Origin of the sequence: Clostridioides sp. ZZV15-6598, from assembly GCF_020657705.1 — a bacterium.
Lineage (GTDB): Bacteria > Bacillota > Clostridia > Peptostreptococcales > Peptostreptococcaceae > Clostridioides > Clostridioides difficile_F.
In genome coordinates this window covers 30311-55415 of the sequence record NZ_JAGWCS010000012.1, presented here as the reverse complement: position 1 = coordinate 55415, position 25105 = coordinate 30311, and the positions used below count along the sequence as shown (strand labels likewise).

Sequence of the window (25105 nt, the reverse complement as noted above, 5' to 3'; positions counted from 1 at the left end):
GTATAAAGATATAAGTTTAAATTTTATAGAGAGTTTTTAGAATTTTCAATTAAAATATCAAGAATAAAATTTTATTGTGTAAGATATATAACAGGAACATATAAAATTATGTTTCTAATAAATAGGAGGATTTAACTAATGTTATTAGAAAATTTAAGAAAAGAGGTATTACAAGCGTCTTTAGACCTTTTAAACTATAATTTAGTTACACTAACAGGAGGAAATGTCAGTGGAAGAGATGAAGAAACTGGATATATAGCAATCACACCAAGTGGAATGGATTATAGAAATCTTACACCAAATGATATTGTCATAATAGACATAGATGGAAATACTGTAGATGGTAAATGGAAGGCATCAGTAGATTCACCAGACCACTTATATATATATAAACATAGAGATGATATAAATAGTATAATACATACACACTCTACATATTCAAGTTGCTTTGCAATTTTAAATGAATCTATAGAGTGTGCAAGTACAACTCTTGCAAATGAAGTGGGAGGTTCAGTTCCAGTCGCAAAATTTTCACCACCAACATCTAATCAGATGGGAAAATGCGTTATTGATGCAATAGGTGATAAGAGAGCTTGTCTTTTAGCAAATCATGGAGTGATTGCAGTTGGACCATCTGTAAACCATGCACTTACAGCAGCAGTAATGTTAGAAGATGCAGCAAAAGTGTATTATTTAGCGAAGTCAATTGGTACACCAGTATTATTACCAGATGAAGAAGTCAAAAGAGCTAGAAATGTATTTCTTAATGTGTATGGTCAGGATAAGTAAACTTGATAAAACTCTCAGAGTAATATAAAAACACAGATGTTCAGTAATAGTAAGGTGTTGTATTATGTTATAATAAGTTTAATGATTTAGAAATAATAATTTAAAGTTAAATACTATGTAAACTTATTTAAATTTAAAATAATATGAAGATAAAATATAAAAGGAGTCTGTATTTTTATGTATTACTTATTAAACAAAAACACCAATTCTTACTTTAACTTAGCTCTAGAAGAGTATCTATTTTTAAATGAGAAATATAATGATGATATCATAATTATATGGAGAAATGAAGAATCTATTTTTATGGGAAAAAATCAAAATCCATATCAGGAAATACATCATGATGTTATTGAAAAGGGTGAAATTCCCATTTTAAGAAGAATATCTGGTGGAGGTACTGTGTATCATGACTTAGGAAACATCAATATGTCATTTATACAAAAAAATAGGAATCTTCATGAAATCGATTTTTTAGAACATACTAAATTTATGCAAAGTATGCTTTTATCATTAGGATTAAATGTATCTATAACTGAAAGAAAAGATTTATTTTTGAATGGTAAAAAAATTTCTGGTTCTGCACAATCAATAAAAAGACAAAATTCTCTTTATCATGGAACTCTTCTTTATGATTCAGATTTAAATAAATTAACTAAGTATTTAAATTCAAATAAATCAACAGAATCAAAGGCAACTAAGTCTGTTTCAAGTAAAGTCACAAATATTAATTTTATACTCAAAAAAGATATAAACTATTTTTTAGATTATTGTGTTGATTATCTAAAGTCTAATATAAAAAATATAAAAGAAATTAAATTAGATGATGATGATATTAAAAGTGTATACAATTTGGTAGAAGATAAATATAAAAAGTTAGAGTGGATATATAATAAAACACCTAAGTTTCAAGTAATCTTACCAATTGATAATAAGAGTAAAATTAATGTACATATTAATAAGTGGAAAATATCTAAATGTTTTATTTCTTGCGAGGATAGTATTGTTAATCTGGATAAATTGATAGAAATAGATTTTAATAAACAAGAAATAAAAAATAATATTTTAGAGAATTATCCAGATTACATAGATTTAATTAATTTAATATTTTAATACAAAACCACTAGATTGATAAATTTGTTTTATATCAATTTAGTGGTTTAAACGTTTTTTATAGATATACAAACTGTTACAAAGTTGTAAAATAAAAAGATGAAGCTATTGAAAAATCAATATAATTTGCAACAGACACACATATTTTAGGTTAAAAAATGGATATTACCTATTTATACAACTGAAAATTTAATATATAATTAATCAGATGGTTAAAATATAAAAACAGTAAAAGTTTTAATAAATGATAGGTAAAAATAAAATACGAGGTGATACCATGTATAGTGTTATAATTGTTGCGGCAGGAAGCGGAAGGAGAATGAACTTAGACGTAAATAAGCAGTTCATAAAATTAAGAGAAAAAGAAATCATAGCGCATACAATTCAAGTTTTTTACGAAAATATAAATATAGATGAAATTGTGGTATGTATAAAAAAAGAAGAGGAAGATTTTTTTAAGGAAAATATAATAAATAAATATAACTTTAAAAATATAAAAATAGCATATGGTGGAAAAGAAAGACAAGATTCAATATATAATGGATTAAAAAAATTAGATAAAAATTGTGATATAGTACTTATTCATGATGGAGCGAGACCTTTTGTAGACCATAGAATAATAAATGAATCTATAAAAATGGCTAAAGAAAAAAAGGCCGTAGTTGTAGGTGTACCAGTAAGTGATACTATAAAAATAGTATCTGATGGTACAGTACAAGAAACTCCAGAAAGAAGGCTATTGTGGGCAGCACAAACCCCTCAAACTTTTGAATATAATCTTATAATAAATGCTTATGAACAAGCGTATAAAACTAACTATTATGGAACAGATGACTCAATGCTAGTAGAAAATATAGGGCAAAGTGTTACGATGGTAATGGGTTCTTATGAAAATATAAAAATAACTAGTCCAGAAGATTTAAATATAGCAGAACAAATATTAAATATGGAAAAAAGAGATGAAGTGAATAGTAGAAGGAGAATTATATGAGAATAGGATTGGGATATGATGTACACAAATTGACAGAAGAAAGAAAACTTATAATTGGTGGAGTAGAGATACCACATGATAAAGGTTTACTAGGTCATTCTGATGCTGATGTATTGATACATGCAATAATGGATTCTATTTTAGGGGCATTAGCTTTAGGCGATATAGGTAAGCATTTCCCAGATACAGATGAAAAATATAAGGGAATAGATAGTATGAAATTACTAGAACATGTATATAATCTAATAACAAGTAAAGGATATAAAATTGGAAATATAGATAGTACTATAATTGCTCAAAGTCCTAAGATGGCTCCTCACATTGAGAGTATGAGAAAAAATATAGCAAAAGTTTTAAATACAGATATTGAAAATATAAATATAAAAGCAACCACAGAAGAAGGTCTTGGTTTTACAGGAGCAAAACAAGGAATAGCTTCACAAAGTATTTGTTTATTATTATTGACAAGTCAGAATAATTAATATATTATTAGTAATAAGTTTAATGGATATCAAATAATAGGCCTATATAGAATATCTATAATATGTGAATTTAAGTAAAATTAATATAAATATAAAATTAGCTATGATAAAGAAATAGTAAAATGATGAAATCTTCACAGAGAGAAAACAGAGGTGAGAGTTTTCAAGAGGAAGTCTTTGAACCTGTCTTTTAGCTTAAAGATATAAAAATCTTTACGGTAGGAACCGTTACATTCCCTAAAGAGAGCTATTTACATAGCTAACTAGAGTGGTACCGCGGAAATTAAACCTTTCGTCTCTATACTTGTATAGAGATGAGAGGTTTTTTATATTTTCAGGAAAACAATATTCAGGAGGAATTTATTAATGAAAATGTCTAAAATGTTTATGCCAACATTGAAGGAGATTCCAGCAGATGCTGAAATCACAAGCCATCAATTAATGGTAAGGTCAGGAATGATAAAAAAAATGACTTCAGGGGTTTATAATCAATTGCCAATGGGGTTAAGGGTATTCAAAAAAATTGAGCAAATAATTAGAGAAGAATTAAATAAAAAAGATTGTCAAGAAATACTATGTGCGGCTTTACTTCCATCAGAATTGTGGAAAGAATCTGGAAGATGGACTGCTATGGGTGCAGAAATGTTTAGGTTAAAAGATAGAACAGAAAGAGACTACTGCCTTGGACCAACACATGAAGAAGCCTTTACTGACATAATAAGACAAGAAATTACTTCATATAAACAATTACCACTGAACTTGTATCAAATACAAGTAAAGTATAGAGATGAGAGAAGACCAAGATTTGGTGTTATGAGAACTAAGACTTTTACAATGAAGGATGCATACAGTTTTGATGTAGATGAAGCAGGGTTAGATAAATCATATCAAGATATGTTTGATGCATATGTAAGTATATTTGATAGATGTGGATTAGACAACAGTCCAGTTCAAGCGGATTCAGGTGCTATAGGAGGTTCCACATCAGCTGAATTTATGGTTAAATCAGAAGTTGGCGAAGATGAAGTTGTATTCTGTAGTGGATGTGATTATGCAGCCAATGTAGAAAGAGCAGAGTCTTGTAATGCAGTATCAGAAAAAGAAGAAATGAAAGAATTACAAGAAGTTCATACACCAGGAGCAGCTACAATAAAAGAATTAGAAGAATTTTTAAATGCTTCTCCAGATAAATTTGCTAAGACTTTAGTATATGAAGCAGATGGGAAAACAGTTGTAGTTGTTGTAAGAGGAGATAGAGAAGTTAATGAAGTTAAAGTATCTAATGCAATAGGTTCTGTTATAGAATTTGCACTTGCTACAGACGATGTTGTAAGAAAAGTAACTAATGCAGAGGTTGGATTTGCTGGACCAATAGGAGTAAATGCTGATTATGTCTTTATAGATAAAGAAATTGTTGAGCAAAGAAATATAGTTGTTGGAGCTAATAAAACTGAGTATCATATAAGAAATGCTAACTATGGAAGAGATTTTGAAGGTATAGTTGGAGACTTTAGAAATGTTCAAGAAGGTGACAAATGTATAGTATGTGGTAAACCTCTTGAAATAGCTAGAGGTGTTGAAGTAGGACATATATTTAAGTTAGGAACTAAATACTCAGAATCTATGAATGCAAACTTTATTGATAGAGATGGTAAATCAAAACCTATAATAATGGGATGCTATGGTATAGGTGTAGAAAGAACAGCAGCAGCTATAATTGAGCAACATAATGATGAAAAAGGTATAATTTGGCCTTTATCAGTAGCTCCATATCATGTTGTGATAATTCCAGCAAATATGAAAAATGAGGAACAAATGTCATTAGCTGAAAAGATATATAATGATTTACAAGATATGGGTGTAGAAGTCTTATTAGACGATAGAGATGAAAGAATTGGTGTTAAATTCAACGATTCAGAATTAATAGGAATACCTATGAGAATTACAGTAGGTAAAAATATTGATGAAGGGAAAGTAGAATTTAAACTTAGATATGAAGAAGATAAAGAATTAATTAAAATAGAAGAAATAAGTGAAAAAGTAAAAGCAGAATTTATCAAAAACAATGTTAAGTTAGGATAATAATTTAAAGAAAGCTACTGTATAGATAATCAGAGTTGTACTTTATAAATGCCCTTTTATCTATATAAAAAAGATAAAAGGGTGTTTTTGTATAAAAACATAATAAATGAGGAGGTAATTAAGATGGCAAAAAATGAAAAACAATTTGTTGAAGAAATAACAAAAATGGAAGATGATTTTCCACAATGGTATACGGATGTTATAACTAAGACTGATTTAGTTGATTATGCACCAGTAAAAGGATTTATGGTCGTGAAACCATACGGATATGCTTTATGGGAAAAAATGCAAGAATTTATGGATAAAAAATTCAAAGAAACTGGACATAAAAACTGTTATTTTCCATTATTAATACCAGAAAGTTTATTAAACAAAGAAGCAGAGCATGTTGAGGGGTTTGCTCCAGAAGTTGCATGGGTAACACATGGAGGAAATAAAAAATTAGAAGAAAGATTATGTGTAAGACCTACTTCAGAAACTATAATATGTACAATGTATGCTAAATGGTTAAAATCATATAGAGAGCTACCATATCTTTATAACCAATGGTGTTCAGTTGTTAGATGGGAAAAATCAACTAGACCTTTCTTAAGAACATCTGAATTCTTATGGCAAGAAGGTCATACATTACATGAAACAGCAGAAGAAGCACAACAAGAAACAATACAACAATTAGAAATATATAAAGCTTTATGTGAAGAATTGCTTGCAATGCCAGTTGTGTCTGGTCAAAAAAGTGAAAGTGAAAAATTTGCAGGTGGTGAAAGAACATATACTATAGAAGCTATGATGCATGATGGGAAAGCATTGCAATCAGGTACAAGTCACTTCTTAGGGCAACACTTTACAAAAGCTTTTGATATTACTTTTGCAGATAGAGAAGGTAACTTAGCTAATCCATATCATACATCTTGGGGAGCATCTACAAGACTTATAGGTGGGCTTATAATGACTCATAGTGATAATAGAGGTTTAGTATTCCCACCAAGAGTAGCTCCAATACAAGTTGTTATAGTTCCTATAGCTGCTAAAAAAGGCAATGTAATGGAAACTGTTGATAAAATATATGCAGATTTAAAAGCTAAAGGTGTAGCTGTAGAAGTTGATGATAGAGATAACTATACAACTGGATGGAAATTTAATGAGTGGGAAATGAAAGGTGTACCAGTAAGAATTGAAATTGGACCAAAAGATATAGAAAATAATCAAGCTATGATATTTAGAAGAGATACTCTAGAAAAGAGTTCTATGCCTCTAGAAGGATTAGCTGATGCTGTATATGATTTATTTGATGTTATTCACAATGAGATGTTTGAAAGAGCAAGAAAACATAGAGAAGATAACACATCTGTAGTTGAAAATATGGATGAGTTTAGAACAGCTTTGGAAGAAAAACCAGGATTCATAAAGACTATGTGGTGCGGGGATGCTGAATGTGAGGCTAAGATTAAGGAAGAAACAGGAGCAACTATAAGATGCTTACCTTTTGAACAAGAAAACTTAGGTCACAAGTGTGTATATTGTGGAAAAGAAGCAGACCATATGGTAGTAATGGCAAAAGCTTACTAGAATCATACATTTGAATAAATGTAAAAATAATTCAACTGAGATGTAAAGTATTTAATACTTTACATCTCAGTTTTTTTGTTGTTTACTATTCGGCTAAGATTAATAATACTTTCAAGATAATTATCTACATATTGTATATTTTATTATATGATACACCCTAAACTAGTTAATTAGTAAATAGAGAATCAAAGTATATTTATTAACTATATTTTACTTTTAAAATCATTATCTAAATTTACTTTATTATTATGGTAGAATATGTAATATGTATGCTTAAAAAATAAAGGAGTATTCTAAGATGATTAATAAAGATATAAAAAAAATATTGAATATTATTGTTATTACAATTATCAGTTCCTTTTTACTTGTTTGCATATTGATGTGGGTTTCAGCTTATTTATCCAATGATACAAAAGAATTTAATGAATATTGGAACATCAAAATACCTTCACCCAGTGAGGAAAAAGTAGTATTAATATCAGAAGAAAGCTTTCTTGGAGATGGAGAAAGTTTTATTATTTATAAATATTCAGATACTAAATTTGATAAAATAAAAAACTTACATATAGGCAAGAGTATAGATGATAAAAATATAAATAATATAAATGAACAGATTAAAAATTTTAAAAGTAAAATTTTAACTTTAAATGATGTTAAAGACGATTCTAATCGCAGGAAACATATAGAAGAAGCATTTGGAAATTATCCTATAAAAACATGTGTAAGCGATAACTATTTGCACATAAAAAAAGAGGATGGAAGTGAACTTCTTTTGATTGTTAGAAATGATGAAAGAAAAATATATATATTACAAATAATAATGTAGAAAGATACGATAGGTTGAGGAGTTTAGATGCTATGAGGTTTACAACAGATGCATTTTTGATTTTTTAAATTTTAGGGCTGTAGTACTATTTTTGATAGCATATTTATTATATAGACTTCTAAGAAGTTGATAATAAATATTTATGAATATTCATAAATAATACCTTTAATTTTTAGAAAAATAAATAGATTAAAAGAAAGATTTATGAAATTAAACCTAGTATTTTCTGATATAATAAACATGTGTATTTTTAAATAAAAAGGATATTATTATTAAGTTTGATTAAAAATAAACTTGCAAAACAATGTACTAGTTTAATATTATAGTTATATTGAATAAAATATCAGGAGGAAGTAAAAATGAATGTAAGAGTAAGGTTTGCACCAAGTCCAACAGGATTTGTACATATAGGTAGTTTAAGAACTGCTTTGTATAACTATTTATTTGCAAAGAAAATGGGTGGAGAATATATATTAAGAGTAGAAGATACAGACCAAAGTAGATTAGTAGAAGGTGCTATAGAGAATATGCTTAATGCTATGAAATGGGCTGGTGTTAATCATGATGAGGGTGTTATATTAGATGATAATGGAAAAGTAATACAAAAAGGAGAATATGGACCATATATTCAATCTCAAAGATTAGATATATACCAAGAATATATAAAACAACTTTTAGATAGTGGAAAAGCTTATTACTGTTTCTGTACAAAGGAAAGATTAGATGAAGTAAGAGATGCTCAAAAGGCAGCAGGAGAAACGGCTAAATATGATGGTTACTGCAAAAATCTTTCTAAAGAAGAGATAGAAGCTAATATAAAAGCAGGAGTACCATATGTTATAAGATTAAAATTACCAGAAAATCATACAATTAAATTTACAGATTTAGTTAGAGGAGACATGGAATTCAATACTAATGATTTGGATGACCAAGTTTTGATGAAAACAGATGGATTCCCAACTTATCATTTTGCAGTAGTGGTAGACGATTATTTAATGAAAATTACACATGTTATAAGAGGGGAAGAGTGGGTATCATCTACTCCAAAACATGTTTATTTATATGAAGCATTTGGATGGGAAGCACCAGTATTTGTACATTTACCAAATATACTTAATAAAGAAAAGAAAAAATTAAGTAAGAGACAAGGTGATGTGGCAGTTGAAGATTTTAAGAAAAAAGGATATTTACCAGAAGGATTAGTAAACTATGTAGCACTAGTTGGTTGGTCTCCAGAAGATAATCAAGAGTTATTTACAATGGAAGAATTAGAAAAAGCTTTCTCTGTGGAAAGAGTATCTAAAAGTGGAGGAGTATTTGACACTGAAAAGTTAAACTGGGTTAATCAACATTATATAAAAGATGGTGATGATGCTTATTTAACAGACTTAGCTATACCATTCTTAATAGAAGATGGATTTATAACAGAAGCAGAAGCTACTAGTAAGTATGAATTTTTAAAGAGTATGATATCAGTGCTTAAAGAAAAGTTACAATATGTAAAAGAAGTTACTGAGCATGCAAGTATATTTTTTGGAGATAAAGTAGAGGTAGAAACTGAAGAAGGAAGTGACTTCTTAAAATTAGAACACATACCTACTTTAATAGATGCATTACAAGAAAAAATAGAAAAAGCAGAAGTATTAAATGCTGAGTTTGGTCAAGCAATGCTTAAAGAGATACAAAAAGAGTATAAAATAAAAGGAAAAAATTTATTTATGGGTTCAAGAATAATTTTGACAGGACAAATGCATGGTCCAGATTTACCAAAAGTAATGGAAGTTTTAGGAAAAGAAACTTGCTTAAATAGAATAACTTATGTAAAAAATCATATATTATAGTCATAAAAGTCCGCTAATTTAGATGCGGACTTTTTTTGTGTTAGTATTTGGTGAAAAGATATGGCTAACAAAATGAAGGTATTTAGGCCAATAAATTTAATATATAAAAAGCAAAGCAAAAATATAAATAAAATATGAATAATAAACTAATAAAAATATTAAGCATAGAAGAATGTAATCTATTATTTTAGTTTGATTTAATTATTAAGGGGGTAATTACTATGTATAGTAATATTGATGATGTTAAAAAGGAATTAAAGGAGCTATGCTTAGAATATGTTACAATTTTAGAAAAGTTAAAAGACGAAAAAATGATTACAGAAGAGACTTTTGAAAAGTGTTCTTCTCAAAAAAAGATATTTTTAGAGGAACAATAGAAAATAGTGATAGTATTATTATGTAATTTAAAGGATAGTATGAAAAATGATAGTAGTACTATTATTTATTGCAATTTTCAACTATAATATAATATATGATGTTAATAAAATAATTTATAAAAATACAGTGAGGTGATGAGTGTGAAAGTTTATAATACATTAACTAGAGCAAAAGAAGAATTTGTTCCATTAGAAGAAGGAAAGGTAAAAATGTATGTGTGTGGTCCAACAGTTTATAACTATATCCACATAGGTAATGCAAGACCATTTATAATATTTGATACTCTAAGAAGGTATTTAGAGTATAGAGGATATGACGTAACTTATGTACAAAACTTTACAGATGTTGATGACAAGATTATAAATAGAAGCCACGAAGAAGGAATATCTCCAGAAGAAGTTGCTACTAAATACATAAAAGAGTATTTTGTAGATTGTGATGGATTAGGAATTAAGAGAGCTAATGTTCATCCTCAAGTTACAGATAATATACAACAAATTATAGATTTTATAAAAGAATTAGAAGATAAAGGATATGCATATGCAGTAAATGGCGATGTATATTTTGATACAAATAAATTTGAAGGCTATGGAAAACTTTCAGGCCAAAAACAAGAAGATTTAGAGGCTGGAGCTAGAATTGAAGTTAATGACCAAAAAAGACATCCTATGGACTTTGTTCTTTGGAAAGCAAAAAAAGAAGGAGAGCCAGGATGGGAGAGTCCTTGGGGAGAAGGTAGACCAGGATGGCATATAGAATGTTCTGTTATGTCTAAGAGATACTTAGGTGAGACAATTGATATACATGCAGGTGGTCAAGATTTAACATTCCCACACCATGAAAACGAAATAGCACAAAGTGAAGCTAGAAGTGGAAAAACATTCTCAAAATATTGGATGCATAATGGATATATAAATATAAATGATGAGAAAATGAGTAAATCAAAAGGTAATTTCTTTACAGTAAGAGATATATCAAAACTATATGATTTAGAAATAGTGAGATTTTTCATGTTATCAGCACATTATAGAAATCCAGTAAACTTTAGTGATGAAATGTTAAACCAAGCTAAAGCTGGTCTTGAAAGATTATATAATACCAAAGAAAAATTAGAGTTTACATTAAGTAATTTAAAAGAATCATCTCTAACAGAAAAAGAAGTAGAACTTGTTAAAGAATTGGATAACTTTAGACAAAGATTTATAGATGCTATGGATGATGATGTTAATACAGCAGATGCAATAAGTATTATATTTGAGTTGGCTAAGTTGATAAATTCTAATGTAGACGAAAATTCTTCTTTAGAGTTAGCTAAGAAATGTTTAGATGAATTTAATGAGCTTACAGGAGTATTAAATATTGTAAATAAGAAAAAAGATACTGTGCTAGATAAAGACATTGAAGAATTAATACAAAAGAGAACTGACGCAAAGAAAAATAAAGAATTCCAATTAGCAGATGATATAAGACAACAATTATTAGATATGGGAATTGTACTAGAAGACACAAGACAAGGTGTTAAGTGGAAAAGGGTATAAAAATGGAAAAAACTGAATTAGTTACTATGTCACCACTAGTTTTAGCATATTTAGGTGATACAGTGTATGAGACATATATAAGAGAACACTTGATTAGACAAAATACACAGCGAAAAGTTAATGATTTGCATAAGTTAGCCATAAAATATGTAAAAGCTAAAGCTCAAGCATCAATAATTCATGAAATCGAGAGTGAATTAACAGAAGAAGAGAGTAAAATTTATAAAAGGGGAAGAAATCAAAAATCAAATACTTCTCCTAAAAATGCAGATATTATAGACTATAAACATGCAACTGGATTTGAAGCATTAGTTGGATATTTGTATTTGAATAATGAAATAGAGAGACTTCAATATATTATCAATAAAGGAATCAAAATTATTGAAAGAGATATGTAAATATTAAAGAGTGTTGTCTTAATAATAATTAATAAGGCAACACTTTTTTTATAACTAATGTATAATAAATATATAGAAATTAGTAATAAGAAAGGACAAAAATTTATGAAAGTAAAATTAATATCACATACACCTGAACCCGAAAAAGTAATAGCTATGGCAGCTAAATTATGTTATTCACCAGTTGGGACAGACGAAATAGAAAAAGACTTAACAGAAGAAAGTATAGAAAAATTTTTAAATATGTTATTAAATATAGGGCATGGTTCAATATTAGAACATGCATCATTTACATTTTCAATAGAAGGTATTTCAAGAGCTTGTTCGCATCAAATTGTTAGACATCGTATAGCTAGTTTTTCACAACAAAGTCAAAGGTATGTTAAACTAGACCAATTTGAGTACATAATTCCTCCTGAAATAGAAAAAATAGAAAAAGCAAAAGAGTTATTTGTCAACTCAATGAAAAAGGATCAAGAGGATTATGACAAATTAGTGGAGATATTATTTGATAAGCATTATAATGACCTAATAAAAGAAGGAAAAAATGAGAAAACAGCAAAGAGACAAGCTGAAAAAAAAGCAATAGAGGATGCTAGATATGTATTTCCAAATGCATGTGAAACAAAAATGGTATTTACTATAAACGCTAGAAGTTTATTTAATTTCTTTGAACATAGATGCTGTGAAAGAGCACAATGGGAAATAAGAAACTTAGCTGTAGAAATGTTAAGAGAAGTTAAAAAAGTTGCTCCTATATTATTTAAAAAGACTGGTCCAAGCTGTGTAAATGGAAGTTGCCCAGAAGGAACTATGACTTGTGGTGATATAGTTCAAGTTAGAGAAAAATTTAAATCCTTGTAGGAGGTGAATAGTTTGGCAAGTATTGAAGGAAGAAATCCTGTAATAGAAGCGATAAAGAGTGATAGAGAAATAGACAAAATATTAATTGCAAACTCAGCTAAAGAAGGTTCAATTAAGAAAATAATAGGAATGGCAAAAGAAAAGAATATAATTATACAATATGTTGATAAACATAAGTTAGATGAAGTAAGCACAAGTCATTCTCATCAAGGTGTAATAGCTTATGCAAGTGAATATAAGTATTATGAATTAGATGAGTTAATAGACTCAGTAAAAAGTAAAAATGAAGACCCATTTTTTATTATACTAGATGAAATAACAGATCCACATAATTTAGGTTCAATAATAAGGACAGCAGATGCAGTAGGAGCACATGGAGTTATTATCCCAAAAAGAAGGTCTGTACACATAACTCCTGTAGTTACAAAAGCTTCTGCTGGAGCAGTAGAGTATATGCCAGTTTGTAAGGTAACCAATATAGTCAATACAATAAAAAGACTGAAGGATGAAGGGCTGTGGATTGCAGCTGCTGATATGGATGGAGAAACTTTTTATAAACAAAATCTTACAGGACCTTTAGGTGTAGTAATTGGAAGTGAAGGTTTTGGAATATCTAGATTGGTTAAACAAAACTGTGACTTTATAGTAAAAATGCCCATGATAGGTAATGTTACATCTTTAAATGCATCTGTAGCAGGTGGTATACTTTTATATGAAATATTCAGACAAAGACTGGATAAAAAGTAAATAAGTATGAGAAGAAACATAAATCACTACTTAATAATAGATGGCTATAATATTATAAATGCGTGGGATAATTTAAAAGAACTGGCTAAAGAGGATTTAGAAGATTCTCGAGAAAAACTTATTGATGATATTATAGAATTCTCTGAGTTTATGGGATATAAGACTATAATAGTTTTTGATGCTTATAATGTTAAGAATTCCCGAGAAAAAGTTGAAAAAAGAAAACACATAACAATAGTTTATACAAGAGAGCACCAAACAGCAGATAGTTATATAGAAAAATTTATAACTTCTCTATCAAAGTATGATGATGTAAAAGTAGCTACTAATGACTATGCAGAGCAACAAATGATTTTAGGAAAAGGTGCTATGAGAATGTCTGCTAGAGAATTAAAGTTAGAATTAGATCGTTCCAAGAATAAAATGAAGGAAAAAAATAGCGGTTTAAGGAAAAAAATTCAGCGAAATTGGTTGGAGGAAAGGTTAGATGAAGAAACATTGTCGAAACTTGAGAACATTCGTAGAAAGCGTTGAAATTACTAGGTTCTTTAGACTATAATATACCTATAAATTTGTTTTATATATGGGGGAGATTTACATGTTGGTAGCAAAAGAAAAAAGTTATGAGTTAATAGACAATTGTCAGCAAGATGAGTATAACATTGTATTAAAAGCAAGTGAAGGGGATAAGATAGCACTAGAGTACATTATTACCAAATACAGAAATTTTGTAAAGGCAAAAGCAAAGTCATATTTTTTAATTGGAGCAGATAAAGAAGATATAATACAAGAAGGAATGATAGGCCTTTATAAGGCAGTTAGAGATTTTGATGGAAGTAAGACAAATTCATTTAAATGTTTCGCAGAGATATGTATAACAAGACAAATAATAACTGCTATAAAAACTGCAACAAGACAAAAACATATACCTTTAAATTCATATGTTTCTTTGAATAAACCAATATATGATGAAGAGTCAGACAGAACACTTTTAGATATAATAGCTACAAGTATAGTAACAGATCCAGAAGAACTTATAATTAGTAAAGAAGAATTAAAAAATATAGAATCAAAGATGAACGAATTATTAAGTGACTTGGAATTAGAAGTACTAGAATTGTATTTGAATGGAAAGTCATACCAGTTCATAGCGGACAAACTTAAAAGAGATGTAAAGTCAATAGATAACGCTTTACAAAGGGTTAAGAGAAAATTAGAAAAACATCTTGAAAACAGAAATGATTAATAGTAAAATACTTACCATAAGCTTATTGTGAGCAAAATTAATTTATATCGAAAGATAAGGGAGGAAATTCAAAATGGCTAAAGCTAAATACGAAAGAACAAAACCTCATGTTAATATAGGGACAATAGGACACGTTGACCACGGTAAAACTACATTAACAGCAGCAATAACAAAAACATTATATGACAGATATCAATTAGGAGAAGCAGTAGATTTCGCAAACATAGATAAAGCTCCAGAAGAAAGAGAAAGAGGAATCACAATATCAACAGCACACGTTGAGTATGAAACTCCAAATAGACACTACGCACACGTTGACTGCCCAGGACATGCTGACTACGTTAAGAACATGATAACAGGAGCAGCACAAATGGATGGAGCAATATTAGTTTGTTCAGCAACAGATGGACCAATGCCACAAACAAGAGAGCATATACTATTATCAAGACAAGTTGGAGTACCATATATAGTAGTATTCTTAAACAAATGTGACATGGTAGATGACGAAGAGTTATTAGAACTAGTAGAAATGGAAGTAAGAGATTTATTAACAGAATATGATTTCCCAGGAGATGATACTCCAATAATAAGAGGATCAGCATTAATGGCATTAGAAGATCCAAAGAGCGAATGGGGAAATAAAATAGTAGAATTATTCGAGCAAATAGATGAATATATACCAGCACCAGAAAGAGATACTGACAAACCATTCTTAATGCCAGTAGAAGACGTATTCTCAATCACAGGAAGAGGAACAGTTGCAACAGGAAGAGTGGAAAGAGGAGTATTAAAAGTACAAGACGAAGTAGAATTAGTAGGATTAACAGAAGCACCAAGAAAAGTAGTAGTAACAGGAGTAGAAATGTTCAGAAAATTATTAGACCAAGCACAAGCAGGGGATAATATAGGAGCATTATTAAGAGGAGTACAAAGAACTGAAATAGAAAGAGGACAAGTACTAGCAAAGACTGGATCAGTAAAAGCACACACAAAATTTACTGCAGAAGTATATGTACTTAAAAAAGAAGAAGGTGGAAGACATACACCATTCTTTGATGGATATAGACCACAATTTTATTTCAGAACAACAGATGTAACAGGAGCTTGTAAGTTACCAGATGGAATAGAAATGGTAATGCCTGGAGATAACGTAACAATGGAAGTAGACTTAATAAACTCAATAGTTGTAGAAGAGGGATTAAGATTCTCAATAAGAGAAGGTGGAAGAACAGTAGCTTCAGGAGTTGTTGCTACAATAATCGAGTAATTCTTATTACTAAACTGATGGATTAAAGAATAATAAAAAGAGGGGTTATGCTCCTCTTTTTTTAACATAGAAATACAAAAACATTGACACAGCATAGGATTTTGTGATAACTTATACAAGGTAATGATTATAGGAAGTTAATAATATCTTGAATACTGTAGATTTTTAATAAATACATATTTTAAAGATATTATATTCACATATATTAACAATATATATTATTGTATTACAAAGTTGGAGGTGTATCAGATGAGAGTTAAAGTAACTTTAGCATGTACAGAGTGTAAGCAAAGAAACTACAACACTACTAAGAATAAGAAAAATAATCCAGACAGAATAGAATTACAAAAATATTGTAGATTCTGTAAAAAGCATACAACTCATAAAGAAACAAAATAGTTTTATAAGGATGTGAGTATGGAATGGCTGCCCAAACAAATGACGGTGCAAAAACTAAAAAGAGATTCAGTTTATTTGGATATTTAAAAGAAACTAAACAAGAATTGAAAAGAGTTACATGGCCGACAAAAAAAGAATTGTTTAAAAACACAGGTATAGTTTTAACTGTAGTTATTTCATGCACTATATTAGTATGGGGTATAGACACTATATTATCTGGTGCACTAGCGTTATTACTAAAATAGACGAAAAGAGGTAAGTTAAATGTCAGAATTACAAGAAGCAAGTTGGTATGTAGTTCATACTTATTCGGGACATGAAAATAAAGTTAAAGCTACAATAGAAAAAGCAGTTAAAACAAGAAGTATGGAAGACTGCATAAGACAAGTAGTTGTTCCAACAGAAGAAGTAGTGGAAACTACTAAAACTGGAAAAGAAAAAACTAGACAACGTAAAGTTTATCCAAGTTATGTTTTGGTTAAAATGATAATAACTGATGAATCTTGGTATGTAGTAAGAAATACTAAGGGAGTTACAGGTTTCGTTGGACCTGGTTCAAAACCAGTACCATTAAGTGAAGATGAAGTTAAAGCTATGGGTATAGATACAACTGACCCTAAAGTAGTAAATAGTGATATTGGCTTTGAAATAGGAGATACAGTAAAGGTATCTCAAGGACCATTTAGTGGACAAGTAGGAAACATAGAAGAGATTGACTTAGAAAACAGAGAAGTTAAAGTGTGCATAAATGCATTTGGTAAAAGGACTCTATTTGTAATAGAGCTTGAAGGTATAGAAAAAATCTAATACTATTATTATAGAAAAATCTGAGGAGGTGCGCTAAAAATGGCTAAAAAAGTTATAGGTCAAATAAAATTACAAATACCTGCAGGAAAGGCTACTCCAGCGCCACCAGTTGGACCAGCATTAGGACAACATGGTGTTAATATAATGGGATTCACAAAAGAATTTAATGCTAAAACTGCAGATCAAGCTGGGATGATAATACCAGTTGTTATAACTGTATATCAAGATAGATCATTCAGTTTTATAACAAAAACTCCACCAGCTGCAGTTTTAATTAAAAAAGCATTAAACTTAAAATCAGGTTCTGGAGAACCAAACAAAAAGAAAGTTGCTAAAATAACTTCAGCTCAAGTAAGAGAAATAGCTGAATTAAAAATGCCTGACTTAAATGCTGCATCAGTAGAAGCTGCTATGAGTATGATAGCTGGTACTGCTAGAAGCATGGGTGTTGTAGTAGAAGACTAATTAAAAGATACACTTTTTTTTATAAAGTGGGAGGCGAAAAGCCGAGATTAACCACAAGGAGGAAAATAAAATGGCTAAAAAAGGTAAAAGATATGCAGGTGCATTACAAAAAGTAGATAGAACTAAATTCTATGATGCATCAGAAGCATTAACATTAGTTTCAGATATAGCTGGAGCTAAATTTGACGAAACAGTAGAAGCACACATTAAATTAGGTGTTGACTCAAGACATGCTGATCAACAAGTAAGAGGTGCAGTTGTATTACCTCACGGAACTGGTAAAACTAAAAGAGTTTTAGTTTTTGCTAAAGGTGAAAAAGCTAAAGAAGCTGAACAAGCTGGTGCTGATTTTGTAGGAGCTGAAGAATTAGTTCAAAAAATACAAGGTGAAAACTGGTTTGATTTTGATATAGTAGTTGCTACTCCAGATATGATGGGTGTAGTAGGTAGATTAGGTAGAGTATTAGGACCTAAAGGTTTAATGCCAAACCCTAAATCAGGAACAGTTACATTTGATGTAGCTAAAGCTATAGATGAAATAAAAGCTGGTAAAGTTGAATACAGATTAGACAAAACTAACATAATACACGTTCCAGTAGGAAAAGTATCATTTGGTGGAGAAAAATTATCTGAAAACTTTGCTGCATTAATGGATGCTATAATAAAAGCTAAACCAGCTGCTGCTAAAGGGCAATATTTAAGAAGTATAACTGTAGCTTCTTCAATGGGACCTGGAGTTAAAATAAACCCAGCAAGAACAGCTGAATAATAAACTGTTGACACAGGTTGACAAAAATGTTATTATATCATTTGTCAATGTAAAAAAGAATAGATTTGCCGTAGATAGTGGGTGCGAAAGCTTAATATCCCACCGAGGTTTTAGATAAATTGAGATTACTAAAGCTTTTGATGTCTACTTTTGGCAACAAAAGCTTTTTATAATGTTGCGGTAAATACTAAGCCTATTTGGTGAAGGAGGTGCACATCTAGATGAGAAAAGCTATAGAAATTAAATCAGAAGTTGTTTCTGAAATAGTTGAAAAGTTACAAAAATCTTCTGCTGCGGTTGTTGTTGATTACAAAGGATTAACAGTTGAAGAAGTAACTGAGTTAAGAAAACAAATGAGAGAAGCTGGTGTAGATTACAAAGTATATAAAAATACTTTAGTTAGAAGAGCAGCTAAAGAAGTTGGCATAGAGCAATTCAATGAAGAATTATTAGTTGGTACTAATGCTATAGCATTTGGATATGATGATCCAGTTGCTCCAGCTAGAATATTAAAAGGATTCATGGATTCTCATCCAAAGATGAAATTAAAGATGGGTGTTGTAGAAGGTGTATTCTATGATGAAGCTAAGATTGTTGAAATGGCTAACATACCATCAAGAGAAGTTCTTATCGCTAAATTACTTGGTAGCTTAAAAGCTCCAATATCAAACTTTGCATACTTAATAGATGCAATAGCGAAAAAGGCAGAAGGTCAAGAAGAAGCTTAATTGCTTAACTAAAAAATTATAAATATTAATTTGAAAAGAAAATTCGGAGGTGCTAAAAATGACAATAGAACAAATATTAGAAGCTATAGAAAATATGAAAGTTTTAGAATTAAATGAATTAGTTAAAGCTGCTGAAGAAAAATTCGGCGTATCAGCTTCAGCTCCAGTAATGGTAGCTGGTGCAGCTGCTGGTGGACCAGCTGCTGAAGAAAAAACTGAGTTTGATGTAGTATTAGCTGAGGTTGGTTCTTCAAAAGTTGGAGTTATAAAAGCAGTTAGAGAAATAACAGGATTAGGATTAAAAGAAGCTAAAGAAGTAGTTGATAATGCTCCTAAGACAGTTAAAGAAGGAGCTTCTAAAGAAGAAGCTGATCAAATAAAAGAAAAATTAGAAGCTGCTGGAGCTAAAGTAGAAGTTAAGTAGTTTCTTTAAAAAGATACCCAAATGGGTATCTTTTTTTATTTATAAAAAATTGTGAAGAAAATATTTTTATAAAATAAAAAAAATTTATATAATAGTATTAAATTAAGGGTATCATATAGTGTGTAATGATATTTTAATTTAATACTATTAGAGAATATGTTTTTTGCTATGTCAGACACAGTTGTTAAATTAAAATATAAACAATTATTGTAATGTGCATATATAAGGTGATATAATAAAAAGAAAATTATATAAAACTACATATTATTTTATAAAATTACAAAAATACTTTAAAAATAAAATGTAATAAATAATTAATTAACAAATACAAATTTAAAATGAGTGAAATACTTCTAAAAATCGAAATATGTAGATTTCAAAAAATGCATTTAAGGAGGAGTTAATAATGGAAAAATTACAAGGTAAAGTTGCAGTGGTCACTGCAGCAACTAAAGGTATTGGATTGGCATCGGCTGAAATATTAGCACAAAATGGAGCAGTTGTATATTTAGCAGCTCGTTCAGAAGAATTGGCTAATGAAGTTATAGATAGAATAAGCGCAGAAGGTGGTTGTGCTAAGTTTGTTTATTTTAATGCTCGTGAAGAAGAAACATTTACTTCAATGATAGAAGATGTAGTTAAAAAAGAAGGCAAGATAGATATACTTGTAAATAATTTTGGTTCGACAAATCCTTCACTTGATAAAGACCTTTTAACTGGAGATACAGACAATTTCTTTGATACAGTAAATACTAATTTAAAAAGTGTATATTTACCATGTAAAGCCGCTATTCCTCATATGATAAAGAATGGCAAGGGAAGTATAATAAACATATCTAGTATAGGTTCTGTATTACCTGACCTATCTAGAATAGCTTACTGTGTATCAAAAGCAGCAATTAACTCATTAACTCAAAATATAGCAACACAATATGCAAAAGATAATGTTAGATGTAATGCTGTACTTCCAGGTCTTATTGCAACTAAAGCTGCTTTAGATAATATGTCTCCAGAATTTATAAAGGAGTTTCTAAAGCATGTTCCTTTAAATCGTATAGGGAAACCAGAAGACATAGCAAAAGCTGTTTTATTCTATGCTAGTGATGATTCATCATTTATAACAGGAGATTTACTTGAAGTAGCAGGAGGGTTTGGTTTACCTACACCACAATTTGCAGATAATATATTAGGATAATTACATTACTAATATATAGTAAAAATAAAAAACTTAATTATAGTAGAAATTCTATTTTTATAAAGACTGTAGATATAATTTATGATGGAAATAGTTTAAGATTAAAAACTCCAGATTAAATTCATTTATGGTCTTTATTTTGTATACTTAACAGGTTTTGTATAAATGTAATTATTTACTAGCACTTACTTATGGAATTATAATTAAATAGGGGTGTAGTATTGGAATGTAACTTTTTATAGAAAATTACACCGATAAATGAAAAAATTGGATTTTATATTGAAGAATTGTACATAATACATAATATATGCTTAAAATAATTTACAAAAAATCAAAAATAATGCATAGTTTACATATAAGATAAAAAATATATTGAAAAATACTTGACATTATGCTAAAATTATTAGATGCGTTAGAATGAACTATTGTTTTATTTTTAATTATTGAGAGGTGAAAAGTGAATGCCACATCCTGTCACGATAGGTAAAAGAACTAGAATGAGCTTTTCTAAAATTAAGGAAATAGCTGATGTGCCAAATCTTATAGAAATTCAAGTAGATTCCTATGAGTGGTTTTTAAAAGAAGGTTTAAAAGAAGTGTTTGATGATATTTCACCAATAGAAGATTATACTGGTAATCTTATATTGGAATTTGTTGACTATTCTTTAGATGATAAACCAAAGTACGATATAGAAGAGTGTAAAGAGAGAGATGCTACATATTGTGCACCTCTAAAAGTTAAGGTAAGACTTATAAATAAAGAAACAGGCGAAATAAAAGAACAAGAAGTATTTATGGGTGACTTCCCTTTAATGACAGAAAGAGGAACTTTCGTTATAAATGGGGCAGAAAGAGTTATCGTAAGTCAATTAGTTAGATCTCCTGGTGTTTACTATGCGGAAGAGAGAGACAAAACAGGTAAGAGATTAATTTCATCTACTGTAATTCCTAATAGAGGAGCATGGTTAGAATATGAAACAGATTCTAACGATGTAATATCTGTAAGAGTTGATAGAACAAGAAAACAACCAGTTACAGTTTTACTTAGAGCGTTAGGAATAGGGACAGATGCAGAAATAATTGACCTTTTAGGAGAAGACGAAAGATTATCTGCTACCTTAGAAAAGGATAATACTAAGACAGTAGAGGAAGGTCTTGTTGAGATATATAAAAAATTAAGACCAGGTGAACCGCCTACTGTAGAAAGTGCATCATCTTTGTTAAATGCTTTATTCTTTGATCCAAAGAGATATGATTTAGCAAAAGTTGGTAGATACAAATTTAATAAAAAACTTGCTTTATGCTATAGAATTATGAATAGAATTTCAGCAGAAGACATAATAAATCCTGAAACAGGAGAAGTATTTGTAAAAGCTGGAGAAAAAATAAGCTATGAGTTAGCTAAAGACATACAAAATGCAGGTATAAATGTAGTAAATCTATTGATGGATGATGATAAGAAAGTTAGAGTTATAGGAAATAATTTTGTAGACATTAAGTCTCATATTGATTTTGACATAGATGATTTAAACATAAAAGAAAAAGTGCATTATCCAACATTAAAAGAAATTTTAGATGGATATAGTGATGAAGAAGAAATAAAAGAAGCTATAAAATCAAGAATTAAAGAACTTATACCAAAACATATATTATTAGACGATATAATAGCTTCAATAAGTTATGAGTTCAATATCTTCTATAATATAGGAAATATTGATGATATAGACCATTTAGGAAATAGAAGAATAAGATCTGTAGGAGAATTATTACAAAACCAAGTTAGAATTGGTCTTTCAAGAATGGAAAGAGTCATAAAAGAAAGAATGACAGTTCAAGATATGGAAGCTATAACGCCTCAAGCGTTAGTTAACATAAGACCAGTTTCAGCTGCAATAAAAGAATTCTTTGGTAGTTCTCAGTTATCTCAGTTCATGGACCAAACAAATCCTTTATCTGAGTTAACACATAAGAGAAGATTATCAGCTCTTGGACCTGGAGGTCTTTCAAGAGAAAGAGCTGGATTCGAAGTGCGTGACGTTCACCATTCACACTACGGTAGAATGTGTCCGATAGAGACTCCAGAAGGACCAAATATCGGTCTTATAAACTCTCTTGGAACTTATGCAAAAATAAATGAATTTGGATTTATAGAATCACCATATAGAAAATTTGATAAAGTAACATCAACAGTTACTGATGAGATACATTATTTAACTGCTGATGAAGAAGATTTATTCGTAAGAGCTCAGGCAAATGAGCCATTAACAGACGATGGTAAATTCGTAAACCATAGAGTTGTTTGTAGAACTGTAAATGGTGCTGTTGAAATGGTTCCTGAAAGTAGAGTAGATTATATGGATATATCTCCTAAGCAGGTTGTATCTGTTGCCACTGCTATGATACCTTTCTTAGAAAATGATGACGCCAACCGTGCCCTTATGGGAGCGAACATGCAACGTCAGGCAGTGCCTCTAGTTAGAAGAGAAGCACCAATCATAGGAACTGGTATAGAATATAGAGCTGCAAAAGACTCTGGAGCAGTTGTTGTTGCTAGAAATTCTGGTATAGCAGAAAGAGTAACAGCAGATGAGATAATTATAAAAAGAGAAGATGGAAATAGAGATAGATATAATCTACTTAAATTTAAACGTTCAAACTCAGGTACTTGTATAAATCAAACACCTATAATAACTAAAGGTGAGCAAATAATGCAAGGAGATGTTATAGCAGACGGTCCAGCAACTGATTTAGGAGAAGTAGCACTTGGAAGAAACTGTCTTATAGCATTCATGACTTGGGAAGGTTATAACTACGAAGATGCCATATTAATAAATGAAAGATTAGTTAAAGAAGATAGACTATCAACAATTCATATAGAAGAATATGAATGTGAAGCTAGAGATACAAAACTAGGACCAGAGGAAATAACTAGAGATATACCTAATGTTGGAGATAGTGCAATTAAGAACTTGGATGACAGAGGTATAATAAGAATAGGTGCAGAAGTAGATTCAGGAGATATATTAGTTGGTAAAGTAACTCCAAAAGGGGAAACTGAACTTACAGCTGAGGAAAGATTACTTCGTGCAATATTTGGTGAAAAGGCTAGAGAAGTTAGAGATACTTCACTTAAAGTACCTCATGGTGAATCTGGTATAATAGTTGATGTAAAAGTATTTACTAGAGAAAATGGAGATGATTTATCTCCAGGAGTAAATGAATTAGTAAGATGTTATATAGCTAAAAAGAGAAAAATAAAAGTTGGAGATAAAATGGCTGGTCGTCATGGTAATAAAGGGGTTATCTCAAGAATATTACCAGAAGAAGATATGCCATTTATGGAAAATGGAACTCCACTAGATATAATACTTAACCCACAAGGTATACCATCACGTATGAACATCGGTCAGGTTTTAGAGGTTCATTTAGGACTTGCTGCTAAGACTTTAGGATGGTATGTTGCAACATCAGTATTTGATGGTGCCAATGAGTATGATATAATGGATGCCCTTGAAGACGCTGGATATCCTAGAGATGGTAAATTAACTTTATATGATGGTAGAACAGGTGAAACTTTTGATAATAGAATAACTGTTGGATATATGTACTACTTAAAACTACATCATTTAGTTGATGAAAAACTACATGCAAGAAGTACTGGACCATACTCATTAGTTACTCAACAGCCACTAGGTGGTAAAGCACAATTTGGTGGACAAAGATTTGGAGAGATGGAGGTTTGGGCTCTAGAAGCATATGGAGCTGCTCATATACTTCAAGAAATACTTACTGTTAAGTCTGATGATGTTGTAGGTCGTGTTAGAACTTACGAAGCTATAGTTAAAGGTGAAAATATACCTGAGCCAGGAATCCCAGAATCATTTAAGGTTCTTATAAAAGAACTTCAAAGTTTATGCTTAGATGTAAAAGTATTAACAGATGAAGATCAAGAAATAGAAGTAAGAGAATCTGTAGATGAAGATGACACAATAGGTGAATTTGAACTAGATGTTGTAAACAACATGGGAGAAGTTGAAGAAAGTAATATAATAGAAGAAATTGAAGATGATTTTACGGAAAACGTAGAAGATGAGGATATAGAGAATTTAGAAGAATTCGCTGAAGAAGATTTATTTGAAGAAGAAATAGACTTTGATGGTGATGACTTTGATGTGTAAATTTAATTAATG

General features: G+C 29.9%; 25 protein-coding genes and 2 other annotated features. All 25 genes read left to right on the top strand.

Going from position 1 to position 25105, the window contains the following annotated elements; genetic code table 11:
- Positions 1-138: 138 nt before the first annotated feature.
- Positions 139-789, top strand: a complete 651-nt coding sequence (locus KGF50_RS04205; RefSeq protein WP_227846934.1) for a class II aldolase/adducin family protein — start codon at positions 139-141, stop codon at positions 787-789.
- A 177-nt stretch (positions 790-966) separates the two neighbouring features.
- On the top strand, positions 967-1899 hold the full coding sequence (locus KGF50_RS04200; protein ID WP_227846933.1) for a lipoate--protein ligase family protein: 933 nt from the start codon (positions 967-969) through the stop codon (positions 1897-1899).
- 277 nt (positions 1900-2176) lie between these two features.
- Entirely contained in the window at positions 2177-2890 is a 714-nt protein-coding gene (ispD, locus tag KGF50_RS04195; protein WP_227437077.1) for a 2-C-methyl-D-erythritol 4-phosphate cytidylyltransferase, read from the top strand.
- Complete coding sequence (gene ispF, locus KGF50_RS04190) at positions 2887-3372, top strand: 2-C-methyl-D-erythritol 2,4-cyclodiphosphate synthase (RefSeq protein WP_227846932.1); 486 nt, start codon at positions 2887-2889, stop codon at positions 3370-3372. The genes ispD and ispF overlap by 4 nt, the downstream gene beginning before the upstream one ends.
- 94 nt (positions 3373-3466) lie before the next feature.
- Positions 3467-3675 (top strand) — a binding site (T-box leader).
- A gap of 63 nt (positions 3676-3738) precedes the next feature.
- A complete protein-coding gene (locus KGF50_RS04185; RefSeq protein ID WP_227846931.1) occupies positions 3739-5454 on the top strand; it encodes a proline--tRNA ligase in 1716 nt (571 codons plus the stop codon).
- Positions 5455-5577: 123 nt separating this feature from the next.
- Complete coding sequence (proS, locus tag KGF50_RS04180; RefSeq protein ID WP_227846930.1) at positions 5578-7023, top strand: proline--tRNA ligase; 1446 nt, start codon at positions 5578-5580, stop codon at positions 7021-7023.
- Positions 7024-7321: 298 nt separating this feature from the next.
- On the top strand, positions 7322-7849 hold the full coding sequence (locus KGF50_RS04175; RefSeq protein ID WP_227846929.1) for a hypothetical protein: 528 nt from the start codon (positions 7322-7324) through the stop codon (positions 7847-7849).
- A gap of 359 nt (positions 7850-8208) precedes the next feature.
- The gene (gene gltX / locus KGF50_RS04170; protein ID WP_227846928.1) at positions 8209-9690 is read left to right on the top strand and encodes a glutamate--tRNA ligase; all 1482 of its coding nucleotides are present in this window, start codon (positions 8209-8211) and stop codon (positions 9688-9690) included.
- Between the two features lie 221 nt (positions 9691-9911).
- Positions 9912-10067, top strand: a complete 156-nt coding sequence (locus KGF50_RS04165; RefSeq protein WP_003421202.1) for a hypothetical protein — start codon at positions 9912-9914, stop codon at positions 10065-10067.
- A gap of 141 nt (positions 10068-10208) precedes the next feature.
- Positions 10209-11606 (top strand): cysteine--tRNA ligase, encoded by a 1398-nt coding sequence (gene cysS, locus KGF50_RS04160; protein ID WP_227846927.1) that lies wholly within the window; start codon positions 10209-10211, stop codon positions 11604-11606.
- Complete coding sequence (locus KGF50_RS04155) at positions 11591-12004, top strand: Mini-ribonuclease 3 (protein ID WP_227846926.1); 414 nt, start codon at positions 11591-11593, stop codon at positions 12002-12004. The genes cysS and KGF50_RS04155 overlap by 16 nt, the downstream gene beginning before the upstream one ends.
- A gap of 105 nt (positions 12005-12109) precedes the next feature.
- Entirely contained in the window at positions 12110-12868 is a 759-nt protein-coding gene (thyX, locus tag KGF50_RS04150) for an FAD-dependent thymidylate synthase (protein WP_227841314.1), read from the top strand.
- 12 nt (positions 12869-12880) lie between these two features.
- The gene (gene rlmB, locus KGF50_RS04145; RefSeq protein ID WP_227830460.1) at positions 12881-13615 is read left to right on the top strand and encodes a 23S rRNA (guanosine(2251)-2'-O)-methyltransferase RlmB; all 735 of its coding nucleotides are present in this window, start codon (positions 12881-12883) and stop codon (positions 13613-13615) included.
- A gap of 6 nt (positions 13616-13621) precedes the next feature.
- Positions 13622-14149: an NYN domain-containing protein gene (locus KGF50_RS04140; RefSeq protein WP_227437059.1), complete on the top strand. Its 528-nt coding sequence runs from the start codon at positions 13622-13624 to the stop codon at positions 14147-14149.
- Between the two features lie 64 nt (positions 14150-14213).
- A complete protein-coding gene (sigH, locus tag KGF50_RS04135) occupies positions 14214-14861 on the top strand; it encodes an RNA polymerase sporulation sigma factor SigH (RefSeq protein ID WP_227437057.1) in 648 nt (215 codons plus the stop codon).
- Between the two features lie 73 nt (positions 14862-14934).
- Entirely contained in the window at positions 14935-16128 is a 1194-nt protein-coding gene (gene tuf / locus KGF50_RS04130; RefSeq protein WP_227846925.1) for an elongation factor Tu, read from the top strand.
- Between the two features lie 249 nt (positions 16129-16377).
- Positions 16378-16527 carry a 50S ribosomal protein L33 gene (rpmG, locus tag KGF50_RS04125; RefSeq protein ID WP_003421192.1) on the top strand — a complete coding sequence of 50 codons (150 nt, stop codon included), beginning with the start codon at positions 16378-16380 and terminating at the stop codon, positions 16525-16527.
- A gap of 23 nt (positions 16528-16550) precedes the next feature.
- Complete coding sequence (gene secE, locus KGF50_RS04120) at positions 16551-16772, top strand: preprotein translocase subunit SecE (protein ID WP_227437053.1); 222 nt, start codon at positions 16551-16553, stop codon at positions 16770-16772.
- A gap of 19 nt (positions 16773-16791) precedes the next feature.
- On the top strand, positions 16792-17334 hold the full coding sequence (gene nusG, locus KGF50_RS04115) for a transcription termination/antitermination protein NusG (RefSeq protein WP_227846924.1): 543 nt from the start codon (positions 16792-16794) through the stop codon (positions 17332-17334).
- Positions 17335-17373: 39 nt separating this feature from the next.
- Complete coding sequence (gene rplK / locus KGF50_RS04110) at positions 17374-17799, top strand: 50S ribosomal protein L11 (protein WP_054268674.1); 426 nt, start codon at positions 17374-17376, stop codon at positions 17797-17799.
- A 70-nt stretch (positions 17800-17869) separates the two neighbouring features.
- A complete protein-coding gene (gene rplA, locus KGF50_RS04105) occupies positions 17870-18568 on the top strand; it encodes a 50S ribosomal protein L1 (protein WP_227437049.1) in 699 nt (232 codons plus the stop codon).
- A 50-nt stretch (positions 18569-18618) separates the two neighbouring features.
- Positions 18619-18747 (top strand) — a sequence feature (ribosomal protein L10 leader region).
- Positions 18748-18789: 42 nt separating this feature from the next.
- Complete coding sequence (gene rplJ / locus KGF50_RS04100; protein WP_227846923.1) at positions 18790-19296, top strand: 50S ribosomal protein L10; 507 nt, start codon at positions 18790-18792, stop codon at positions 19294-19296.
- 58 nt (positions 19297-19354) lie between these two features.
- Positions 19355-19720: a 50S ribosomal protein L7/L12 gene (gene rplL / locus KGF50_RS04095; RefSeq protein WP_021382505.1), complete on the top strand. Its 366-nt coding sequence runs from the start codon at positions 19355-19357 to the stop codon at positions 19718-19720.
- Between the two features lie 406 nt (positions 19721-20126).
- Positions 20127-20915, top strand: coding sequence for an SDR family oxidoreductase (locus KGF50_RS04090; protein ID WP_227846922.1), 789 nt, complete (start codon positions 20127-20129; stop codon positions 20913-20915).
- A gap of 461 nt (positions 20916-21376) precedes the next feature.
- The gene (locus tag KGF50_RS04085; RefSeq protein ID WP_227846921.1) at positions 21377-25093 is read left to right on the top strand and encodes a DNA-directed RNA polymerase subunit beta; all 3717 of its coding nucleotides are present in this window, start codon (positions 21377-21379) and stop codon (positions 25091-25093) included.
- Positions 25094-25105: the final 12 nt, after the last annotated feature.